This is a genomic window from Streptomyces swartbergensis (assembly GCF_002148965.1).
Lineage (GTDB): Bacteria > Actinomycetota > Actinomycetes > Streptomycetales > Streptomycetaceae > Streptomyces > Streptomyces swartbergensis.
This window is the reverse complement of the sequence record NZ_NGFN01000013.1, coordinates 34,778-55,525: the sequence shown is the minus strand read 5'-3', so window position 1 is coordinate 55,525 and position 20,748 is coordinate 34,778. Positions and strand designations below refer to the sequence as shown.

The following is a 20,748-nucleotide window of genomic DNA, read 5'->3' as shown; positions in this document are numbered from 1 at the left end:
CCCTGCCCCTGCGCGGCCGCACCGCCCTCGTCACCGGTGCCAGTCGGCGGGGCGGCATCGGGCACGCCGTCGCCCGCCGCCTTGCCGCCTACGGGGCGAGTGTCTACCTGCATCACCATGTGCCCCACGATGCCGACAAACCCTGGGGCGCCGACCGTCCCGAGGACGTCGTCGCGTCCGTGCGCGAGGCGCTCGGGGACCGGGAGGCCCGGGTCGTCGACGGACCCGGTGATCTGGGCGATCCGGCCGTGCCCGGTGAACTCGTCGGCAGGGCCGCCGAAGCGCTCGGCGGGCGTCTGGACATCCTCGTCGCCAACCATGCGCAGAGCGGGTTCGACGGCTCCCTGGACGAGATCGACACGGCGATGCTCGACAGGCACTGGGCGGTCGACACCCGCTCCGTGATCCTGCTGATCCAGGCCTATGCGCGGCTGCGTTTCGCGCTGCCGCCGCGCAGCCCGGGCGGACGCGTGATGATGATGACCTCCGGCCAGGACATCGGGGGCGGCATGCCCGGGGAGCTCGCCTACGCCCTCCAGAAGGGCGCTCTCGCCTCCGTCACCCGCTCCCTGGCGACGGCGCTCGCCGACCACGCGGTCACCGTGAACACGGTCAACCCGGGGCCCGTGGACACGGACTACATGACCGGCGAGGACTACGAGGTCATCGCGGAGCTCTTCCCCGCCGGGCGGTGGGGCATGCCCGACGACCCTGCCCGCCTCATCGCTTGGCTCGCCACGGACGAGGCGGAGTGGGTCACCGGCCAGGTCATCGCCTCAGAGGGCGGCTTCCGCCGCTGACTTCCCCTGGAGGCTGACTTTCCCCTAGAGCCGGGACAGTTCGTCCACCAGGTCGTCCAGACCCAGGGAGCCCTGCGAGAGGGCCGCCATGTGCCAGGCCTTCGGGTCGAAGGCGTCACCGCGCCGGGCGCGGGCCTTCTCGCGGCCCAGCAGCCAGGCCCGCTCGCCGAGCTTGTAGCCGATGGCCTGGCCCGGCATGGACAGATAGCGGGTCAGCTCGCTCTCCACGAAGTCCGCGGGCCGGCTGCTGTGCGAGCCGAAGAACTCCTGAGCCAGCTCGGGCGTCCAGCGCTCGCCCGGGTGGAAGGGGGAGTCGTCCGGGATCGTCAGCTCCAGGTGCATGCCGATGTCGATGATGACGCGCACGGCACGCATCATCTGCGCGTCCAGGTAACCGAGCCGGCGCTCCGGGTCCGTCAGGAAGCCCAGTTCGTCCATCAGCCGCTCGGCGTACAGGGCCCAGCCCTCGGCGTTGGCGCTCACCATGCCGACACTCGCCTGGTAGCGGGAGAGGTTCTCCGCCACGTGCTTCCACTGGGCCAGCTGGAGGTGGTGGCCGGGCACGCCCTCGTGGTACCAGGTCGACACCAGGTCGTAGACGGGGAAGCTCGTCTCGCCCATGGTCGGCAGCCAGGTGCAGCCCGGGCGGGTGAAGTCGTCCGAGGGCGGCGTGTAGTAGGGGGCTGCGGCGCTGCCCGGAGGGGCGATGCGCGACTCCACCCGGCGCACCCGCTCAGCCAGGTCGAAGTGGGTGCCGTCGAGCGCGTCGATCGCCTCGTCCATCAGGGACTGCAACCAGTCGCGGACCTCGTCGACGCCCTCGATGTGTGTGCCGTGCTCGTCCAGGTGCGCCAGCGCCACCCACGGTGTGGCGGCGCCGGGCAGGATCTTCTCGGCCTCCGCCTTCATCTCGCCGAGGAGGCGGTGGTACTCGGACCAGCCGTACGCGTACGCCTCGTCCAGGTCGAGATCCGTGCCGTTGTAGTACCGCACCCAGCGCGCGTACCGTTCCCGGCCCACCACGTCCGGCGCGCCCTCGATCGCCGGTACGTACACGTCCCGCATCCAGTCGCGCAGCCGCAGAACCGCCTCGGTGGCCGAGCGGGCCGCCGTGTCGAGCTCGGACCGCAGCGCCTCGGGGCCGGCGGCCGCGAAGGTCTCGAACCAGCCATGGCCCTCGCCGTCGGCGTCCCCCCACTCGCCGAGCTGCTCCACGAACGTGGCCGTGGCACGCGGCCCGCCGAGCAGCTTCCGCTCCAGACCGAGCGCCAGGGACTCCCGGTACCCCTCCAGCGCGGCAGGGACCGCGCGCAGCCGCTCGGCGATCGCCGCCCAGTCCTCCTCCGACTGCGCCGGCGTCACGGTGAACACCTGCCGCACCGCGTGGGCGATGGAGCTCAGGTTGCTGACGGAACGCAGACTCTCCTCGGCTTCGTGCACGCCGAGTTCGGCGTTGAGCCGCTCACGCAGCAGCCGCGCGCACCGGCGCTCGATGTCACTGTCCGCGCCGGGCTGCCGCTCCGCCTCGTCCAGCCGGGCCAGCGTCCGGCGCGCCAGCTCCGCGAACGCCTCCTGACCCGCGGGCGAGGTGTCGGGGAGCCTGCTCGAACTCTCCTTGACGCCGAGGAACGTCCCGGTGATCGGGTCGAGGGCGACGAGCTCGTCGACGTACGCGTCGGCGACCTCACGGGGCAGCGGGCTCTTGATCTCAGACATGCGGTCCATCCTGGTACGACGTGCGGCGCACGTCACGTGGATTGAGCCGAGGGCGAAGGCGGCAGCAGCGGCCCGCACTGCCACTGCTGGAAGATCAGCCGGGTCTCCACACGCGCCACCTCCCGCCGAGAGGTGAACTCGTCCAGCACGAGCCGCTGGAGGTCGGCCATGTCGGCGACCGCGACATGGACGAGGTAGTCGTCCGGTCCGGTCAGGTGGAAGACCGTCCGCGACTCCGGCAGAGCGCGGATCCGCTCCACGAACGGCCCCACCAGCTCCCGCCGGTGCGGCCTGACCTGCACCGACAGCAGGGCCTCCAGCCCGCGCCCCAGCTTGGCCGGATCCAGCTCCAGCCGGTGCCCGAGGATCACGCCCGAGCGGCGCAGCCGGGTCACCCGGTCCAGACAGGTCGACGGCGCCACCCCGACCTGCGCGGCGAGGTCCCGGTACGTCGTCCGGGCGTCGTTCTGCAACAGCCGCAGCAGGTGGAGATCCACCGGGTCCAGTACGACAGATTCGGCCATCGGCCGAACGTAGCACGGGCTTGCCGCTATCGGACCCGGTCGTTGTTCACCCTTCCGTCATGGACACAGCGAGCATGGGCGCCCACGACGACGTACGCACCGCACCGAGAGCACTCGCCACCGAGGCCGTCCACGCCGGGCGGGACGACCTCGCCCGGCAGGGGCTGCACGCCCCGCCGATCGACCTGTCCACCACCTACCCGTCGTACGACAGCCGTGGCGAGGCGGCCCGTATCGACGCGTTCGCGGCCACCGGGGCGGAGCCGGACGGCCCGCCCGTGTACGGGCGGCTGGGCAACCCGACCGTCGCCCGTTTCGAGACCGCGCTGGCCCGTCTGGAGGGCACGGAGGCGGCGGTCGCGTTCGCCAGCGGCATGGCCGCGCTGAGCGCCGTCCTGCTCGTACGGGCCTCCATGGGGCTGCGGCACGTGGTGGCCGTACGTCCCCTCTACGGGTGCAGCGACCATCTGCTGACCGCCGGCCTGCTGGGCTCGGAGGTGACCTGGACCGACCCGGCGGGAATCGCCGAGGCCCTGCGTCCGGACACCGGCCTGGTGATCGTGGAGTCCCCGGCCAACCCCACGCTCGCCGAGGTCGACCTCCGGGCCGTCGCACACGCCTGCGGCTCGGTGCCGCTGCTCGTGGACAACACCTTCGCCACGCCGGTGCTCCAGCGCCCTGCCGGACAGGGCGCACGGCTGGTGCTGCACAGCGCCACCAAGTACCTCGGCGGCCACGGCGACGTGCTGGCGGGCGTCATCGCCTGCGACGAGGAGTTCGCGGGCCGGCTGCGGCAGGTCCGCTTCGCGACGGGCGGCGTCCTGCACCCGCTGGCCGGCTATCTGCTGCTGCGCGGCCTGTCCACTCTCCCCGTCCGGGTACGGGCCGCCTCCGCCAACGCCGCCGAACTCGCCCACCGCCTCGCCGCCGACCCGCGGGTAGCCCACGTGCACTACCCGCGCATCGGCGGCGCGATGGTCTCCTTCGAGATAGACGGCGATCCTCACGAGGTCATCGCCGCCGTCCGTCTCATCACCCCGGCGGTGAGCCTCGGCAGCGTGGACACCCTCATCCAGCACCCGGCGTCCATCAGCCACCGCATCGTGGACGCGGACGATCGCAGGGGGGCCGGGGTGAGCGACCGGCTGTTGCGGATGTCGGTGGGTCTGGAGGATGTGGAGGACCTCTGGTCGGATCTCGACCAGGCGCTGGCGCGGCCCTATAGGGGCGCGGGGAACTGCGCGACCAGCCACACCGAACCCGCACCCGCCGACACACAACTGCCCCTACGACGCTGAGGCGCTCCCCAACTCACCCGCACCCGTCGAAACGGGCTCACCCAACCGCGCAGTGATGACCAGGGTCCCCTCCTCGATCTGATAGTCGAGGGGGAGGCCCAACCCCCGCATCGCAGCAACCATCCCGGTGTTGGACGCCTGCGTCACGGCGTACACACTCCTGCAGCCCCCTTCCGCGGCCATCGCGACCAGCCGGCTCAGCAACTCGGCGCCCACACCTCGCCGCTGCCACGCGTCCTCGACGATCACCGCGACTTCCGTCTCGTCCCCGTCCCACAGCAGGTGCCCGAGCCCGACCAGCCGTCCGGAGGCCGTCTGCACGGCGAGGGTACGGCCGAAGCGCGGACTGAGCAGATGGTTGAGATAACGGTCGGCGTCACCGACCGGCCCGTGGTAGCGCAGCTTCAGCGTGCGGTCCGAGCACCGCTCGTGCATCGCCCTGGCCGCCTCCAGATCACGGGTGTCGGCCCGGCGCACGGTGATGTCGCTGCCCTCGGCCAGAGTGAGTACGTCCCGGCTGTGCGGGACGCGAGGCCCGAGCCGGGCGTCCAGTTCCACCAGGGCCCTGGCCCGGGCGAACTCGGTCGGTGTGAAGGGCAGGTACGGCCGCTCCACGGTGATGACTCCGCCTTCCGGGGCGCGCAGCCGCATCACCGTGTCGTCGAGGGCTCCCTCCACCGGGACACCGCCGGACGCCCGGCCGCCGCCGACCGGCGCGGGCTGGGAACGGATCGTGCACCGGCCCAGCAACTGGCGCAGTGCCAGGGGCAGTTCCGCGGCGTCCAGGGCGGTCCGGGCGGCGAGTCCGAGGATCCTGGTCGGCGCGTCCACCAGGTCGTGGGCGTCGGCCCGCTCGATCCAGGTGTCGGTGCCGCCGGCCGTCCGGACCGCCGTGGCGATGGCGGAGGCCGGCAGCTCGCCCGGGGCGCGCAGCAGGAACTCGTCCACCGTGCCCTCGGCCAGCGGATGTGTCTGGAGGCTGAGGATGTCGACCCGGTGCCCGGCGAGGGCCGTGCACAGGACCGCCAGCGATCCCGGCTCGTCCTTCACCGTGGTCCGCATCCGCCACAGCGTGCTCGCCCCGGGCGTGTTCGCCCCCGGCACCGGCTCCGGTGCCGGGGACTCGGTATCGCCCGTCGGCGGCGCGTGTTCGTGGCGTCGTGTTCGCCAGGTGTTGAAGGCCGCCGTGATCCGCTGCCAGGAGGTGGCGGAGCGGCAGTCGTTCTTCAGGTTGGTCACTTCAGTCACTTTTCGCGTCATGCACCCACTGTGACGGAATGGTGTTGCGTGATCGCGAACGCTTTGTGACCGGCGGGTAAAGGGGGCAGTTTTCCCCTCTTATCGACGCTTCAAACGTTGCGCTCCGTACTACTGGCCGACCAAGCCCGGCTGGAGCGCCTTCGTGAACAGCACGGTGCCGTCCTGCTCGCGCAGACGCACCGTCAGCTCGCCGCTGCCGCCGTCGATGTCGACCTCGCCGAAGAACTGGTAGCCCCCGGCGGGGGAGACGTTGGCGGTCGTCGGTGCCTTCAGGAACACCCGGTCGGGACCGAAGGTGCCGTCGAGCGTGTTCGCCGGGAACGCACCGGCGTTCAGCGGGCCCGACACGAACTCCCAGAACGGCTCGAAGTCGGTGAACGCGGCCCGCGACGGCTGGTAGTGCTGCGCCGAGGTGTAGTGGACGTCGGCCGTGAGCCACACCGTGCCGGTGATCCGGCGGTGCTTGACGAAGCGCAGCAGTTCGGCGATCTGGAGCTCACGGCCCAGCGGGGCGCCGGGGTCGCCCTGGGCGACGGCCTCGATGTTCGGCTTGCCGTCGCCGGTGTCCGGGACGACCAGGCCGATCGGCATGTCGGAGGCGATCACCTTCCACACCGCGCGGGAGCGGGCCAGCTCGCGCTTGAGCCACTCCAGCTGCTCGCGGCCGAGGATGCCCTGCGGGTCGGTGGGCTGGTCGTCCGGCGAGTTGGCGTTGCGGTAGGTGCGCATGTCCAGCACGAAGACGTCCAGCAGCGGGCCGTGGTGCTGCACGCGGTAGACGCGGCCGTCGGGGCGGCGCAGCATGGAGATCGGGAAGTACTCCGAGAAGGCGCGGCGGGCGCGGGCGGCGAGCACGTCGACGTTCTTCTCGGTGTACCGGGTGTCGCCGAGGATCTCGCCCGGGTACCAGTTGTTGGTCACCTCGTGGTCGTCCCACTGGATGATGGACGGGACCCGGGCGTTGAAGGCGCGCAGGTTCTCGTCCAGCAGGTTGTAGCGGAAGTTGCCGCGGAACTCCGCCAGGGTCTCGGCGACCTTCGCCTTCTCCTCGGTGGTGATGTTCCGCCAGGTGCGCCCGTCGGGCAGGGCCACGGTCTCGGTGAGGGGGCCGTCGGCGTAGATGTTGTCGCCGCTGCAGATGAAGAAGTCCGGGTCCAGGGCGGCCATCGCCTCGTAGATCCGGTAGCCGCCGAGCTCCGGGTTGATGCCCCAGCCCTGACCGGCCAGGTCGCCGGACCAGACGAACCGCACGCCGTCACGCCGCTTGTCGGACGCCGTGCGGAAGGTGCCGGTGACCGGCTCGCCGGTGCGGCGCGGGTCGTCCGGGTCGGCGAGCAGCACCCGGTAGTGGATCTGCTCGCCGGACGGCAGGCCGCGCAGCCGGGTCGTGCCGGTGAAGTCGGTGCCCGGGCCCAGCAGCGGGCCGTGCCATCTGCGCGGGTTGCGGAACGACTCGGTCGCCGACGTCTCGACGATCATCCGGGCCGGCCGGTCGGACCGCACCCACACCAGCCCGGAGTCGCGGGTCACGTCTCCCGCCTGCACACCCCACCCCGCCTTCGGACGCCCGGACAGCGCGAAGGCGGGCGCCGCGCCGAGAGCGGTGGGCAGGGTGAGGGCCGCCGACGCGGCGAGGGAGCCACGCAGGACGCTACGGCGCGCGGGGAACGGACGGTGCGACATGGATGCGCCTCCAGGGACGGGATCCGGCCAGTGTGCACAGCCACACCTACTGGCACGCCGCGGCGCACACACGAACCCCAAGTGAACAACTGGCCGCGGGAGGAGGGGAACAGGCGGGAACCGGCGATCTCCGCCGGAGTCACCCCGTGGCCGCCTGCGCCATCAGACGTATGCCTTCGTGGATCCGGGCGGGCGGTACGTGCGCGTAGCCCAGGACGAGCCGTGTCCGTTTCGGCCCGTCGGTCTCCTCCCGGGCGGTACGCGGGTGCGCGTAGGCCGACAGGGGGCGTACCGCCACCCCGGCCGCCGTCACGCGGGCGAGGAAACGCTCCTCGGGGCCGTAGCGTTCCGGCAGGGTGGCGATCACGTGCAGGCCGGCGGCGATGCCCGAGACCCGGGAGCCGGGGAAGTGCTCGTCGAGGGCGGTGGTCAGGGCGTCACGGCGCTCACGGTAGGCGCGCTGGCAGCGGCGCAACTGGCGGTCGTAGTCGCCGCGCTCCAGGAAGCGTGCGAAGAGCGCCTGGTCGAGGGCCGGGTGACCGAGGTCCATGGTGCGCTTGCGTTCGACGATCTCCTCCGCCCAGGACTCGGGCACCAGCAGCCAGCCCAGCCGCAGGCCGGGCGCGAGGGACTTGCTGACCGAGCCCGTGTAGGCGACGCGGTCCGGGTCGAGGCCCTGGAGCGCGCCGACGGGAGCGCGGTCGTAGCGGAAGTCGCCGTCGTAGTCGTCCTCCAGGACCAGGCCGTCCACGGACCGCGCCCAGTCCAGCAGTCCGGCGCGACGGCGGGCCGAGTAGGCGATGCCGGTGGGGAACTGGTGGGCCGGCGTCGTCACCACGGCCCGTACGCCCGACGCCCGCAGCGGCTCCAGGGCGATTCCCTCGCCGTCCACCGGCAGGGGTACGGCGGTGGCCCCGGCCGAGGCGTACAGCGCGTCGTGCTGGGGACTGCCCGGGTCCTCGACACCCACCGTGCGCACCCCGCGCGCGTGCAGCGCGAAACCCAGCAGCGTCGCCGCCTGGGCCACCCCGGAGACCACCACGATCCGCTCCGGGTCGGCCACCACACCCCGCCGCCGGGCGAGCAGTTCGGCCAGTGCGGTACGCAGCCGGGGCAGCCCGCGCGGATCGGGATACCCCAGCTCGTGGTGCGGCAGTTCCGCCAGCACACCGCGCTGCGCGGCGGCCCACGCCGAGCGCGGGAACAGCGACAGGTCCGGCGTCCCGGGCACGAAGTCCGCCCGGGCCCCGGGGGAGCGCGGAGCGAGGTCGTGCGCCCGCGGCCGGGCGGCCCGTACGGCCGAGCCCACCCACGTCCCGGCGCCCCGGCCGCTGCGCAGATAACCCTCCGCCGTCAACTGCTCGTACGCCTCCGTGACCAGCCCGCGCGACACCCCCAGATCCGCCGCGAGATCCCGGCTCGACGGCAGCCGCGTACCCGGCGCGAGCCGGCCCGAGCGGACCGCCTCGCGCAGCGCCGCCTGGAGGGAACGGCCACGCCTGCGTGCCGGTGCCGAAGCGGCCGGGAGCAGCAGCTCCCAGGCGGGCGACGCGGGCTCGTTGCGGTCCATGCGGTCAGTCTGCCGGATCCGTGGGCGGGCCTTCCGCCGATCGCCCCGCATGGGACGGCGGCTGTCGGCCACCGGCGCCCGAGCGCGCGGCGGCGTGCGGCCGGTCGCGCACGCGCCCCCGGCGTGYCCTGCGCTTCCCCGATCGGCGGAGTTGCCGGGCAGGAGGACATGGCAGCCTCCGCCCGTGATCACTGTGCTGAACGTCCACGAACGTGAGCTGCCCGCGGCACCGGCAGCCGTCGGCGCCCTGATCGACTCCCTCGGCACCGGGAACGACCGGCTCTGGCCGCCCGGCTGGCCGCCCGTGCGCTTCGACGGGCCGCTGGCCGTCGGCGCGTCGGGTGGTCACGGTTGCGTGCGGTACGAGGTGAGCCACTACGTGCCGGGGGAGTGGGTGCGGTTCCGTTTCACCGGCCCGCGCGGATTCAGGGGCTTCCACGAGCTCAGCGTCCAGCACCTCGGCGCGGAGCGCACCGTCCTGCGCAACACCCTGGTGCTGCGCCCCCGGGGCGTGCGCTGGTTCGGCTGGCTGCTGTACTTCCGCCCCCTGTGCGACGCGGCGTTCCGGCAGAGCCTGGACTGCGCCGAGCGCGCACTGACCGGGACGGTCGCGCGCCCGGCCGACTGGGGCTGGTACGTACGGCTGTTGCGCGCCGCGACCGCACGGGTGGCGCCCGAGCCGGCCGAGTGACGAGGACGGACCGCGCCGGGCGCCCGGCCCCTCAGCGGCTGCCGTCGAGGACGACCCGGGCGACCAGGGCCGGGTCGTCGTTCATCGGGACGTGGCCGCAACCGGGCAGCCGTACCAGCCGGGCGCGGGGGATGACGCTCTTGGCCCGCACGCCCTGGCGGGGGATCAGCAGCCGGTCCCGGCTGCCCCACGCCACGGTGACCGGTGTGCCCACGATGTCGTCGGTGAACTGCACGGACCTGCCGGAGCGGAGGGTCTCGGAGAACCCCTGGGCCCGGGCCAGGGCGAGCGTCTCGGCGACCACGGCCTCGGGCGAACGACGTCCCGGGCGGGCGTAGATGGTGCTCGTCAGCAGCGTGCGGCCGATCGCCGGGCGGGCCAGCCGTTCGACGACGGGCAGCGGCATCCGCTGGGCTATCTGCCGCATCGTCATCAGCACCGTGAACGCGTAGCGGCGCTCGACCTCGTTCCAGAACCCCGCCGGGGACAGGGCGGTGACGGAACGGACGAGCTGCGCCCGGGCCAGGTCCAGGGCCAGCAGGCCGCCCAGCGAGTTGCCCGCCACGTGCGGCCGTTCGAGCTCCAGCGCCTCGCAGAGCGCGGCGAGGACGGTGTTCATGGTCGGCAGGTCGTGCGCCATGCCGTCCGGCAGCGCCGGCGACTCACCGCACCCCGGCAGGTCCACGGCGATCACGTCCCGCTCGGCCGCCAGCGCGGGTATCACCGGGTCCCAGACCTGCCGGTGGTGACCGATGCCGTGCAGCAGGAGCAGCGGTTCGCCACTGCCCTGACGCGTGTAGGACAGGGTCACGTTCTGTTCGCCCTGTGCGGAGGCGACTTTGAAGGAGACGGTGACGGACATGCGGTGCTCCTCGGCTGTACTCGCTGACGGACGCCGTAGACAGCTTGTCAGCAATTACTACTGGCGGGTAGCCCCGAGTTGCCGCCGGAATCGCAGCCGCGGCTGTCCGGGAGGGGCGATTCCGCCTGGACAGGGCCGGACCGGTGGGCTGGGATGGAACGCGTGACCACCGAGACCGCGACCGACGTCTTCGAAGCGCACCGCCCCGTCCTGCTGGGCGTCGCCTACCGCATGCTGGGCCGCGTCGCCGACGCCGAGGACGTGGTCCAGGAGGCCTGGCTGCGCTGGTCGGGCAGCGACCGCGGCGACGTGCGCGAACCGCGCGGCTACCTCGTACGGATCACCACCCGCCTCGCCATCGACCGGCTGCGCCAGATCAAGGCCCGCGGGGAGACGTACGTGGGCCCGTGGCTGCCCGAGCCGTACGTCACCGACTTCGGCGACACCGTGCCGGACACCGCCGAGCGGGCCGTGCTCGCGGACTCCGTCTCGCTCGCCGTCCTCGTCGTGCTGGAATCTCTGTCACCGCTGGAGCGGGCGGTGTTCGTGCTGCGCGAGGCCTTCGGCTTCCCGTACGCCGACATCGCCGCCATGCTCGACCGCGGCGAACCGGCCGTGCGCCAGCTGGCCGGACGGGCGCGCAAGCACGTCGAGGAGCGCCGGCCGCGCTACGAAGTCGACCCCGCGCAGCGGCGCGACCTCACCGAACGGTTCCTCGCCGCCGCGGCGGACGGCGACCTCGAAGGGCTGATGGAGCTGCTCGCCCCGGACGTCCGGCTCGTCGGCGACAGCGGCGGCAAGGCGCGGGCGCCGCTGCGGGTCCTGGAGACCGCGGACAAGGTGGGCCGCTTCCTCGTCGGCGCCGCGCGGAAGAGCGACCCCGACCTCTCCCTGCGTTTCCTGGAGCTCAACGGCGGCCCGGCTCTGCTGTTCCTATCCGGCGGCAAGCCCGACTCCGTCTTCCAGCTCGACGTCGCCGACGGCCGCGTCCAGGCGGTCTACATCGTCCGCAACCCCGACAAGCTGCGCTCGCTGGCCGCCGTCTAGACGGAGCCGCAGGAGCACCCCCGCGCCCTCCCATGAACGTCCCGTGAACGTTCCCGGCGATTGGTATTGACCAAGCATCAGGGCCGCCCTATGGTCGCAGAGAAGTGAAACAACCTTTAAAAAACAAGGGCGCTGAAAAGCCGCCGACCACGGCGATTGCGGAGGACAGGGTGGGGACCACGCAGTTGGAATCGGTGCCGGAACCGAAGTACTGGCATCTCAAGACGGTGCTCAGTGAAGCGCTCGACTCGGAGTTCTCCGTGGGGGAGATCCTGCCCAACGAGCGCGATCTCGCGGCCCGTTTCGGCGTCGCCCGCGCCACGCTCCGCCAGGCCCTGGAGCAACTCGAACTGGAGGGCAGGCTCCAGCGCCGCCGCGGTGTCGGCACGACCGTCGCGCCGCCCCGCATGGGCGTCTCCCTGGGCACCGGCCCGCACACCTGGCCGGGCGGCCCCGAGGACGCCTGGCAGCCCGTCGACTGCACGGCGGCGGTGCCGCCCGCGGCGGTCGCCGAGGCGCTGGAGACCGGCCCGGAGGAGTCCGTGCACATCGTGCGGCGCTCGCGGGTCTCGCACGGCAGGCCCGTCGCCGCCGAGTTGCTGTACGTCCCGCAGTCATCGGTGCCCGACCTCTCCGGGATCGACGCACCGTCCGGATCGGCACGCGCGCGTGCGGTGCTGCGCGAGCTCCAGCGGCTGGAGCTGCAGCGGCAGGAGAACGCGGTGGAGCTGGGCTCCGCCGGGGCCGACGACGCGAAGGAACTGGACCGGCTGCCCGGTGCTCCCGTGCTGGTGGTGACGACGCGGTTCGTGGCCGCGGGGCGTACGGGTGCGTTGTCCGTCGCGACGTATCGCGCTGACACGTGTCGGTTGACCTTCGGTGATGCGGGGGGCGTGGAGATTCATGCCGGGCCGCAGCAGCGGGCGTCCTGACCTTGGCGCCGCAGAGGGTGCGGTGAGTGGGGGCTGCGGGTGCGTTGTGGCTTGTCGCGCCCACGCGGCGGAGCCGCATATCAGCACAGCCCCGCGCCCCTGACGGCGTCAGCGATGGGGCGTTGTCGGGGTCTCCACCGTGAACAGCTGCTCCTCGACGTGGTCCAGGGCGAGACGCAGGGCGCCCGTCGCCACTGCCGCGTCTCCCAGGCGGGACAGGGTCACCTGCGGGGGGCGCAGGCAGTAGCGGGCCAGTTCGTGGCGGAGGGGGTCCAGGACGCCGTCCAGGCCTGCTGCCCAGCCGCCGATGACGACCAGTTCCGGGTCGAGGGCGAGGACCAGGGCCGCCACGTCGTGGACCAGGCGCTGGAGGAAGCGGTCGACGGCGGCGCGGGCCCGCTGGTCGCCCTCGCGGGCCTGCGTGAAAACCCCGGCCACGGCCTGTTCGTCGAGGGGGTGCAGCGGTTCGTCCGTGGTGGACAGCAGTGTCTCCGGTGTCACCTCCCGGCCGAGGAGATGCAGCGCGCCGATCTCGCCGGCCGCCCCGCCGTAGCCCCGGTGCAGCCGTCCCCCGATCAGTGAACCGGCGCCCGGGCTGAGCCCCGCCAGCACGAACACCACGTCGTCCGACTCGGTGGCCGCGCCCTTCCAGTGCTCGGCGACGGCCGCCGCGTTGGCGTCGTTCTCGACCAGGACCGGGCACTTGAACGACCGGCTCAGCCGCTCGCCCAGCCGCAGCCCCGTCCACCCGGGCAGCGCGGTGCTCAGCCGTACCGTGCCGTCCGCCTCGATGATCCCGGGCGTGGCCACGCCCACGGCCCGCAGCGAGCCGCGTGCGACACCGGCCCGGCGCAGCAGCTCGGCGACGGCTCCGCGCAGCCGCTCCAGCCGCTCGTCGGCCCCCGCCGTCTCGGGCACGTCCTTGGCCTGGGAGCCGATCACCCGGCCGTCCAGGTCGGCCAGCAGTGCGGCCACCCGGTGCGCGCCGATCTCCAGCCCCAGCAGATGCCCGGCCTCCGCCCGGAACCGGAACCGCCGCGCCGGCCGCCCCTGCCGCCGGGCGGCACCCTCCTCGGCCGCCTTCTCGACGACGAGACCGGCCTCGATGAGACCTTCGACGACGCCCTCGACGGTCGGCCGGGACAGCCCCGTCACCCGCGTGATCTCGGTCAGCGTCGCGCAGTCCGTGGCACGCAGCGCGTGCAGCACCACCGCGGAGTTGATCCTCCGCAGCAGCGAGGGATCCCCGCCGGTCAGCCGCCCCACCGTCCGTCCTCCCAGCTCGTGCGCGTGTTGGCCGGATCGTACTCGGCGCGGCGCACCCCGGCGAGGGGCTGGCACCGGCCCCCGCCGATCACCCCGGCGCCACGAACCCCGACTCGTACGCCGCGATCACCGCCTGCGTGCGGTCCCTTGCTCCCAGCTTCGCCAGTACGGCGCTCACATGCGACTTCACCGTCTCGGTGCCCACGACCAGCCGGGCGGCGATCTCCGCGTTGGACAGGCCCCGTGCCATCAGCCGCAGGACCTCGCCCTCCCGCTCGGTGAGCTGGGCCCGCTCCATGGCCGCCCGCGCGGCCCGGTTCCCGCCGTCGTCGCCGTACTCGGCGGCCAGCTGCCGTACCGAGGCCGGGAACAGCAGCGACTCGCCCTCGGCGATCRGCCGCACCGCGTGCACGATCTCGGCCGGCCGGGCCCGTTTCAGCAGGAACCCGTCGGCACCCGCCCGCAGCGCCTCGTACACGTACTCGTCGTTCTCGAACGTCGTCACCACGAGGATCCTCGGCGGCTCGTCGACCGTCCGCAGCAGCGCCCGGGTGGCCTCGATCCCGTCCAGGAGCGGCATCCGTACGTCCATGGCGACGACGTCGGGCCGCAGCTGCCGCACGAGCGGGATCACCGACGCCCCGTCCGCGGCCTCCCCGACGACCTCGATGTCGGGCTGGGCCTCCAGCACGGCCCGCAGACCCGCGCGCACGAGGGGCTCGTCGTCGACGAGGAGAACGGTGACCGGCATCGGACCAGCGTAGATCAACTCAACGGCAGCTCGACATGGACCTGCCAGTCACCTTCGTCGGGGCCGGTCCGGGCCAGCCCGCCGAGCAGGGCGGCGCGCTCGCGTATCCCGCGCAGGCCGCTGCCGCGCCCGGGGCCGGGCACCGGCTCCGTCAGCGGGTTCCGTATCGCGAGGACGAGGTTGCCGGCGGCGACGTGCAGACGGACCCGTACGGGAACGGCTCCGGCGTGCCGCAGCACATTGGTCAGCGCCTCCTGGAGGATCCGGTAGCCCTCCCGGGACACCGGCCCGGGCACGGTGTCCACGGGGCCGGTCACCTCGGCGTCGACCTTCGCCCCGGAGGCGCGCGCGGATTCCAGCAGGCGGTCGGCGTCCGCGAGGGTCGGTCTGCCGCTCACCGGCTTCGTCGACTCGCGCAGGACGCCGAGCACCCGCTCCAGGTCCTCCAGGGCGGCCCGGCCGGTCTCCTCGATGGCGCCCAGCGCCCGGTCGGTGAAGGCGGGATCGCCCGCCGCCCGCGCGGCCCCCGCCTGTACGACGGCGACCGTGAGCGCGTGACCGATGGAGTCGTGCAACTCCCGGGCGATGCGCGTGCGTTCCAGGAGCTGTTCGGTGCGCTCCTCCATGGCCGCGAGCCGCTCCGCGGGTGACGGGCCGAGGAGTTTCACCGCCAGCGCGGTGATGAGGTGGCCGGACCAGACCACGATCACGGGCAACAGCAGCAGAGGCCCGGGCGCGAGCAGGGCGTGCCACCAGTGGTGGCCTTCGACGGGCAAGTGCCCGCCGCCCCCCGGCTCGTGACCGAACGCCGTTGTCGCCAAGTCGACCGAGAGGAGGGGAAGCTGGACGGAGAGCATGGACACGAGCCAGCCGAGGACCAGCCGCGCCTCCAGCCACACCACCGTCCGCCCGCGGTCGGCCCACGTGACCGACGGGGCGGCCACGATCTCCGCACTCTCGCTGTCGTGCCGCCGGCCGGTCAGCAACAGCCTGGCCTGGAACCCCTCCACGAGCCGCGTGGCGGGCACGAGGCCCGCGAGTCCGAGCAGCACGGCGGCCGTGGCCTGGGTCCACCACGCCTCCTGGATGAACAGCCACATGGACGGCCACACGATGGCCACCAGCAGATGCAGCCACCGCGTGTACGTCACCGCCCGCGTCAACGGGCGCAGCATGCGGACCATTGCGCCATCGTGCCAGCCGCCACTGACAACGAGCCTCCCCCGCACGGGGGAGCCGATCTCCACCGCCGGGGGAGGCCAGCACCCCGGCCGACCGGCCACGCTGCTGCCATGACCAGCATCGATGTCCAGGACCTCACCAAGGAGTACGGCAGCACACGGGCCGTGGACGGTCTCACCTTCCGCGTCCTGCCCGGCCGTGTCACCGGCTTCCTCGGCCCCAACGGCGCCGGGAAGTCCACCACCATGAGGCTGGTGCTCGGCCTCGACCGGCCGACCGCCGGTTCCGCCACCCTCGGCGGCCGCGCCTACCCGGAGCTGCGCGAACCCCTGCGCCATGTGGGCGCCCTGCTCGACGCGCACGCCGCGCACGGCTCCCGCACCGCCCGCGACCACCTCCGCGTCCTGGCGACCAGCAACCGCATCCCGGACGGGCGGGTCGACGAGGTACTGGAGGAAACCGGCCTGGCGTCGGTGGCCCGGCGCCGTGTGCGGACGTACTCCCTGGGCATGCGCCAGCGCCTGGGCATCGCCGCCGCCCTGCTGGGCGATCCCGGGGTGGTCATGCTGGACGAGCCGTCCAACGGTCTCGATCCCGAAGGCATCGTGTGGATCCGGCAGTTGCTGCGCCGGCTCGCCGGGGAGGGCCGCACGGTCCTGGTCTCCAGCCACCTGATGAACGAGACCGCGTCCTTCGCGGACCACCTCGTCGTCCTCGGCCGGGGCCGGCTGCTGGCCGACACCCCGATGCGGGACTTCATCCACGCGCGCGTGCAGCCCAGCGTACGCATCCGCACCTCCGACCCCGCCGCCCTCCGCAGCGCTCTCGCCCGGCACGGCCACGACGCCGTGGAACACCCGGACGGTCACTGGACCGTGCACCACGCACGCGTGGACGACATCGGCCGCATCGCCTCCGCCGCGGGGGTGCCGGTCCTCGAACTCGCCGCCGAAGAAGGCACGTTGGAACAGGCCTATTTCGACCTCACGTCGGCCGAAGCCGAGTTCACCACCCAGCCCCAGGAGGCCTGACCATGGAACTCACCCCCGTCCTGCGCTCCGAGTGGCTGAAGATCCGTACGCTCCGCTCGCTCCCGGGAGCGCTCCTGGCCCTGTTCGCCGCGACCACGGCGTTCTCCGCGATCGCCGGTGTCTCCGAGACGTCGGATCCCGGCTTCGACCCCCTGTTCACGGCCCTGTCCGGTGTCGTGCCGGGGCAGATCGCGGCCGTCTCCTTCGGGGCCATGGCCGTGTCGTCGGAGTTCCAGTCGGGGGCGCTGCGGCTCTCGCTGGCCGCGGTTCCGCGGCGCGGCCGGTGGTTCGCGGCCAAGGCGGCAGTCATCGCCGTACCGGCCCTGCTGGTCGGACTGGTGACCGCGCTCGCCGCCCTCCTGGTGGCACGAGCGGGGCTCGGCCCGGCGGCCGACGGGCTCGGCGCCGGCGAGCAGGTGCGCGGTGTCGTGGGCTGCGGCGTCTACCTGATGCTGATGGCCCTGTTCGCCGCCGGACTCGCGGCCCTGCTGCGCAGCGGCGTGGCCACGCTGTCCCTGCTGATCCCGTTCATCCTCGTCGTGTCGTTCGTGATCGGCGACGCGACGGGCACCGTCGCCGACTTCCTGCCCGACAAAGCGGGACAGCTGGTCCTCCGGGAGACGTACGACGGCACCCTCGGGCCGTGGTCGGGGCTCGCGGTGACCGCGCTCTGGGCGGCGGCCGCCCTGCTGGCGGGGGCGTGGAGCCTGCGCCGCCGGGACGCCTGACCGGAGAACGGCCGGAACAGGGTTGACGCCCCGCCAAGTGTCAGTGGCGGCGGGTTTACTGGACCCATGAACATCGCACAGCACATCGCCCTCATCGACGAGCTGTGCTACCGCCCCTTTCCGGCGGAGCACGGCCCGTCGGACGTCGGCGTTTCCGGACCCGGTCATCACACCGCGGTGTTAGAGGCCGCGGACGACGACGACCCGGCGCTCCGCGCGGTGACGATCGACCAGTACGAGAAGGACCGGGACGCCGTCTACGAACTCCTCGCCTCACGCTGGGGCGACACGCCCCCCTACAACCTGCAGACCGTCCTGCTGCGCACCGAGCAGGAGGAGATACCCCGGCCGTGGGCCGAGTTGAGCGAGCGCGCGAGCGCCGCGTACCTGTGGGAGGTGGAGGGCACCGGCCGCTGGGTCGCCGTGGCGGTCACCGACCGCGACCTGTCGCAGGAGGTCCAGCTGCTGGCCCTGGTCACGGAGACGGACCCGCCGTAGGAGGTCAGCTCTCGGCGGCTTCCCGCAGCCGCGCGAATTCCTCCGCCATCGTCTCGGCCGTCCAGTGGGCGTTCAGCCCGCTCGGATTGGGCAGCACCCACACGCGCGTGTCCCCGATCAACCGCGACTGCGGCCCGACCCGGGCCTTCCGGTCGTCGAACGCGGCGCGGTACGCGGTCACTCCGACCACGGCCAGCCAGCGCGGCCGCAGCCGCCCCACCTTCAGCGCGAGCAGCCGCCCGCCCTCCCGGTACTCCTCGGCGCTCAGCTCGTCCGCCCGAGCGGTCGGCCGCGCCACGACATTGGTGATGCCGAGCCCGTACGCCAGCAGTTCCTGCTGCTCGGACGGCTTCAGCAGCCGCGGGGTGAACCCGGAGCGGTGCAGCACCGGCCAGAAGCGGTTGCCGGGGCGGGCGAAATGATGGCCCGTCGCGGCCGTCATCAGACCGGGATTTATGCCGCAGAACAGCACGCGCAGACCGTCCGCGACCACGTCCGGTACGACACGGTCGCGGGCGGCCTCAAGCTCCTCGGGCGTGAAACGGGGCATCCCGAGCGGCGCGTCAGAGGATCGCGCCGGGCGTGTAGCCCGCGGCCTGGGGGTGCTGCTTCACGATCTCCTCGACCCGGGCGACGACGGCGGCGACCTGGTCGCCCGCGGCACCCGTGAAGGACAGCTTGTCGGCCATCAGGGCGTCCAGCTCGGCGCGGTCGAGCGGGATGCGCGCGTCGGCGGCCAGCTTGTCGAGCAGCTCGTTGCGCTCGGCGCCCTGCTCGCGCATCGCGAGCGCGGAGGCCACGGCGTTCTCCTTGATCGCCTCGTGCGCGAGTTCACGGCCCACGCCCGCGCGCACGGCACCCATCAGCACCTTGGTGGTCGCGAGGAACGGCAGGTAGCGGTCCAGCTCCCGTGCCACGACCGCCGGGAACGCGCCGAACTCGTCGAGCACTGTCAGGAACGTCTCCAGCAGACCGTCCAGCGCGAAGAACGCGTCCGGCAGCGCGACCCGGCGCACCACCGAGCAGGACACGTCGCCCTCGTTCCACTGGTCGCCCGCCAGCTCGCCGGTCATCGAGGCGTAGCCGCGCAGGATCACCATCAGGCCGTTGACGCGCTCGCAGGAGCGGGTGTTCATCTTGTGCGGCATCGCCGAGGAGCCGACCTGACCCGGCTTGAAGCCCTCGGTGACCAGTTCGTGCCCGGCCATCAGCCGGATCGTCTTCGCCAGCGACGACGGCGCGGCCGCCACCTGCACCAGTGCCGTCACCACCTCGTAGTCGAGCGAGCGCGGGTAGACCTGGCCGACCGACGTGAACGCCTGCGAGAAGCCCAGGTGCGTGGCGATCCGCTGCTCCAGCTCCGCGAGCTTCGAGGCGTCCCCGCCCAGCAGGTCCAGCATGTCCTGCGCGGTGCCGACCGGCCCCTTGATGCCGCGCAGCGGGTAGCGGCCCAGCAGCTCCTCGACCCTGCCGTACGCGACGAGCAACTCGTCGGTGGCGGTCGCGAAGCGCTTGCCCAGGGTGGTGGCCTGCGCGGCGACGTTGTGCGAGCGGCCGGCCATGACCAGCTCGCCGTACTCGCCGGCCAGCTTGCCCAGGCGGGCCAGTACCGCCACCGTGCGGTCGCGCATCAGTTCCAGCGAGAGCCGGATCTGCAACTGCTCGACGTTCTCGGTGAGGTCGCGGGAGGTCATGCCCTTGTGCACGTGCTCGTGCCCGGCGAGGTCGTTGAACTCCTCGATCCGCGCCTTCACGTCGTGCCGCGTGACCTTCTCGCGCTCGGCGATGGAGGCCAGGTCGACGGTGTCGAGCACACGCTCGTAGTCCGCCAGCGCCGCGTCCGGCACCTCGATCCCGAGGTCCTTCTGGGCCCGCAACACGGCGAGCCAGAGCTGCCGCTCCAGCCTCACCTTCTGCTCGGGCGACCAGAGCGTGGCGAGCTCGGCGGAGGCGTACCGTCCGGCGAGGACGTTCGGGATGCGGGGCTTGGCGGGAGCGGAAGTCACGTGGACGGATTCTACTGGCGATTCGTGCAGGCCAGCGTCGCGGGTACGTTCGTGGGAACCTACAAGAGCGTTCGGCACCCTGTCAGGAGCCTGCCGGTCACCCGTCTCGCCCCGGGAACCGCCTATGCCAGATCCTCGTACGGCAGCAGCTCCGGCCGCTTCGGCGGCAGGCCGTCGCCCGAGGAGCGGCCCGTCAGGCGGCGGCCGATCCAGGGCAGCAGGTGCTGCCGGGCGAACCGCAGGTCCGCCGCGCGGCGCATGACCCAGCCGGGCGGCAGCGTCGTCGGCACGGGGGTGTGCCACTCGGTGTCCTCGGGCTCGTAGCCGAGCGCCTGCCACACCGCCTCCGCGACCCGCCGGTGGCCCTCGCCCGTCAGGTGCAGCCGGTCCACGTCCCACATCCGCGGGTCGGAGAGCGAGGGGGCGCCGTACAGGTCGACCACGATCGCGCCGTGCCGTGCGGCGAGCTCGTCGACGCAGGCGAACAGCTCCTCCATGCGCGGCCGGAACCGCTCCAGGACAGGGCCCTGGCGGCCCGGGCTGCGCATCAGCACGAGCTGCCGGCAGGCGGGGGCCAGCTTCTCCACGGCCTCCTCCAGGAGAGCGCGCACCCGGACCATGTCGCACTTGGGCCGCAGGGTGTCGTTGAGCCCGCCGACCAGGGTGATCACGTCGGCGCCCATGGCCGCCGCGACGTCCACCTGCTCGTCGACGATCTGGCGGATCAGCTTGCCGCGGACCGCGAGGTTGGCGTACCGGAAGCCGGGCGTGCGGGCGGCCATCCGCGCGGCGAGCAGATCGGCCCAGCCGCGGTAGGTGCCGTCGGGCAACAGGTCCGACATGCCCTCGGTGAAGGAGTCGCCGACCGCGACCAGGCTGCTGTAGGTGGGATTCGTGTCCATG

20 protein-coding genes are annotated in these 20,748 nt (G+C 72.8%); 8 read left to right on the top strand and 12 right to left on the bottom strand.

The genetic code is table 11. The features are described from left to right. Positions 1-2 precede the first annotated feature (2 nt). A complete protein-coding gene (locus tag CA983_RS04240; protein WP_244206624.1) occupies positions 3-800 on the top strand; it encodes an SDR family oxidoreductase in 798 nt (265 codons plus the stop codon). 24 nt (positions 801-824) lie between these two features. Here the strand turns inward: CA983_RS04240 and CA983_RS04235 are convergent, their stop codons facing one another. Beyond that, positions 825-2,516, bottom strand: coding sequence for a DUF885 domain-containing protein (locus CA983_RS04235; protein WP_086599525.1), 1,692 nt, complete (start codon positions 2,514-2,516; stop codon positions 825-827). Positions 2,517-2,548: 32 nt separating this feature from the next. Further along, a complete protein-coding gene (locus CA983_RS04230) occupies positions 2,549-3,040 on the bottom strand; it encodes an Lrp/AsnC family transcriptional regulator (protein WP_086599524.1) in 492 nt (163 codons plus the stop codon). Between the two features lie 59 nt (positions 3,041-3,099). Here CA983_RS04230 and CA983_RS04225 point away from each other — a divergent pair, with 59 nt between their 5' ends. Continuing rightward, the gene (locus CA983_RS04225; protein ID WP_086599523.1) at positions 3,100-4,338 is read left to right on the top strand and encodes a trans-sulfuration enzyme family protein; all 1,239 of its coding nucleotides are present in this window, start codon (positions 3,100-3,102) and stop codon (positions 4,336-4,338) included. Here CA983_RS04225 and CA983_RS04220 read toward each other — a convergent pair. The 3 genes from CA983_RS04220 to pdxR form a co-directional block, all read right to left on the bottom strand. Next, positions 4,327-5,598: a GNAT family N-acetyltransferase gene (locus tag CA983_RS04220; RefSeq protein ID WP_086599522.1), complete on the bottom strand. Its 1,272-nt coding sequence runs from the start codon at positions 5,596-5,598 to the stop codon at positions 4,327-4,329. The two genes, CA983_RS04225 and CA983_RS04220, sit on opposite strands and share 12 nt — an antisense overlap. A 108-nt stretch (positions 5,599-5,706) precedes the next feature. Continuing rightward, complete coding sequence (locus CA983_RS04215) at positions 5,707-7,281, bottom strand: alkaline phosphatase D family protein (RefSeq protein WP_086599521.1); 1,575 nt, start codon at positions 7,279-7,281, stop codon at positions 5,707-5,709. Positions 7,282-7,420: 139 nt separating this feature from the next. After that, positions 7,421-8,851 carry a MocR-like pyridoxine biosynthesis transcription factor PdxR gene (gene pdxR / locus CA983_RS04210; protein WP_086599520.1) on the bottom strand — a complete coding sequence of 477 codons (1,431 nt, stop codon included), beginning with the start codon at positions 8,849-8,851 and terminating at the stop codon, positions 7,421-7,423. Between the two features lie 184 nt (positions 8,852-9,035). Here pdxR and CA983_RS04205 point away from each other — a divergent pair, with 184 nt between their 5' ends. Continuing rightward, positions 9,036-9,542, top strand: coding sequence for an SRPBCC family protein (locus CA983_RS04205; protein WP_341866637.1), 507 nt, complete (start codon positions 9,036-9,038; stop codon positions 9,540-9,542). 31 nt (positions 9,543-9,573) lie between these two features. Here the strand turns inward: CA983_RS04205 and CA983_RS04200 are convergent, their stop codons facing one another. Continuing rightward, the gene (locus tag CA983_RS04200; RefSeq protein ID WP_107500195.1) at positions 9,574-10,404 is read right to left on the bottom strand and encodes an alpha/beta fold hydrolase; all 831 of its coding nucleotides are present in this window, start codon (positions 10,402-10,404) and stop codon (positions 9,574-9,576) included. A 162-nt stretch (positions 10,405-10,566) separates the two neighbouring features. On the opposite strand from CA983_RS04200, the gene CA983_RS04195 reads away from it, so the two are divergent. Together CA983_RS04195 and CA983_RS04190 are read left to right on the top strand one after the other, a co-directional pair. Continuing rightward, positions 10,567-11,451: an RNA polymerase sigma-70 factor gene (locus CA983_RS04195; protein ID WP_086599528.1), complete on the top strand. Its 885-nt coding sequence runs from the start codon at positions 10,567-10,569 to the stop codon at positions 11,449-11,451. A gap of 170 nt (positions 11,452-11,621) precedes the next feature. Continuing rightward, on the top strand, positions 11,622-12,383 hold the full coding sequence (locus tag CA983_RS04190; RefSeq protein ID WP_086599518.1) for a GntR family transcriptional regulator: 762 nt from the start codon (positions 11,622-11,624) through the stop codon (positions 12,381-12,383). Between the two features lie 108 nt (positions 12,384-12,491). Here CA983_RS04190 and CA983_RS04185 read toward each other — a convergent pair whose 3' ends face one another. The 3 genes from CA983_RS04185 to CA983_RS04175 all read right to left on the bottom strand — a co-directional run bounded on the left by CA983_RS04185 (position 12,492) and on the right by CA983_RS04175 (position 15,584). Further along, positions 12,492-13,649, bottom strand: coding sequence for an ROK family transcriptional regulator (locus tag CA983_RS04185; protein ID WP_086599517.1), 1,158 nt, complete (start codon positions 13,647-13,649; stop codon positions 12,492-12,494). 88 nt (positions 13,650-13,737) lie between these two features. After that, on the bottom strand, positions 13,738-14,400 hold the full coding sequence (locus tag CA983_RS04180; RefSeq protein WP_086599516.1) for a response regulator transcription factor: 663 nt from the start codon (positions 14,398-14,400) through the stop codon (positions 13,738-13,740). Positions 14,401-14,414: 14 nt separating this feature from the next. Continuing rightward, positions 14,415-15,584 (bottom strand): sensor histidine kinase, encoded by a 1,170-nt coding sequence (locus tag CA983_RS04175; RefSeq protein WP_086599515.1) that lies wholly within the window; start codon positions 15,582-15,584, stop codon positions 14,415-14,417. Between the two features lie 108 nt (positions 15,585-15,692). Between CA983_RS04175 and CA983_RS04170 the strand changes: the two genes are divergently transcribed. From CA983_RS04170 to CA983_RS04160, 3 genes are all read left to right on the top strand, one after another. Further along, entirely contained in the window at positions 15,693-16,613 is a 921-nt protein-coding gene (locus CA983_RS04170) for an ATP-binding cassette domain-containing protein (protein WP_086599514.1), read from the top strand. Positions 16,614-16,615: 2 nt separating this feature from the next. Next, positions 16,616-17,341, top strand: a complete 726-nt coding sequence (locus CA983_RS04165) for an ABC transporter permease (protein WP_086599513.1) — start codon at positions 16,616-16,618, stop codon at positions 17,339-17,341. A 66-nt stretch (positions 17,342-17,407) separates the two neighbouring features. Further along, positions 17,408-17,839 carry a hypothetical protein gene (locus tag CA983_RS04160; RefSeq protein WP_086599512.1) on the top strand — a complete coding sequence of 144 codons (432 nt, stop codon included), beginning with the start codon at positions 17,408-17,410 and terminating at the stop codon, positions 17,837-17,839. A gap of 4 nt (positions 17,840-17,843) precedes the next feature. Here the strand turns inward: CA983_RS04160 and mug are convergent, their stop codons facing one another. The 3 genes from mug to CA983_RS04145 all read right to left on the bottom strand — a co-directional run bounded on the left by mug (position 17,844) and on the right by CA983_RS04145 (position 20,747). Continuing rightward, positions 17,844-18,389, bottom strand: a complete 546-nt coding sequence (mug, locus tag CA983_RS04155) for a G/U mismatch-specific DNA glycosylase (RefSeq protein ID WP_086599511.1) — start codon at positions 18,387-18,389, stop codon at positions 17,844-17,846. Between the two features lie 13 nt (positions 18,390-18,402). After that, a complete protein-coding gene (gene purB / locus CA983_RS04150; protein WP_086599510.1) occupies positions 18,403-19,845 on the bottom strand; it encodes an adenylosuccinate lyase in 1,443 nt (480 codons plus the stop codon). A gap of 122 nt (positions 19,846-19,967) precedes the next feature. Beyond that, complete coding sequence (locus tag CA983_RS04145) at positions 19,968-20,747, bottom strand: SGNH/GDSL hydrolase family protein (protein WP_086599509.1); 780 nt, start codon at positions 20,745-20,747, stop codon at positions 19,968-19,970. Between the last annotated feature and the right edge of the window lies 1 nt (position 20,748).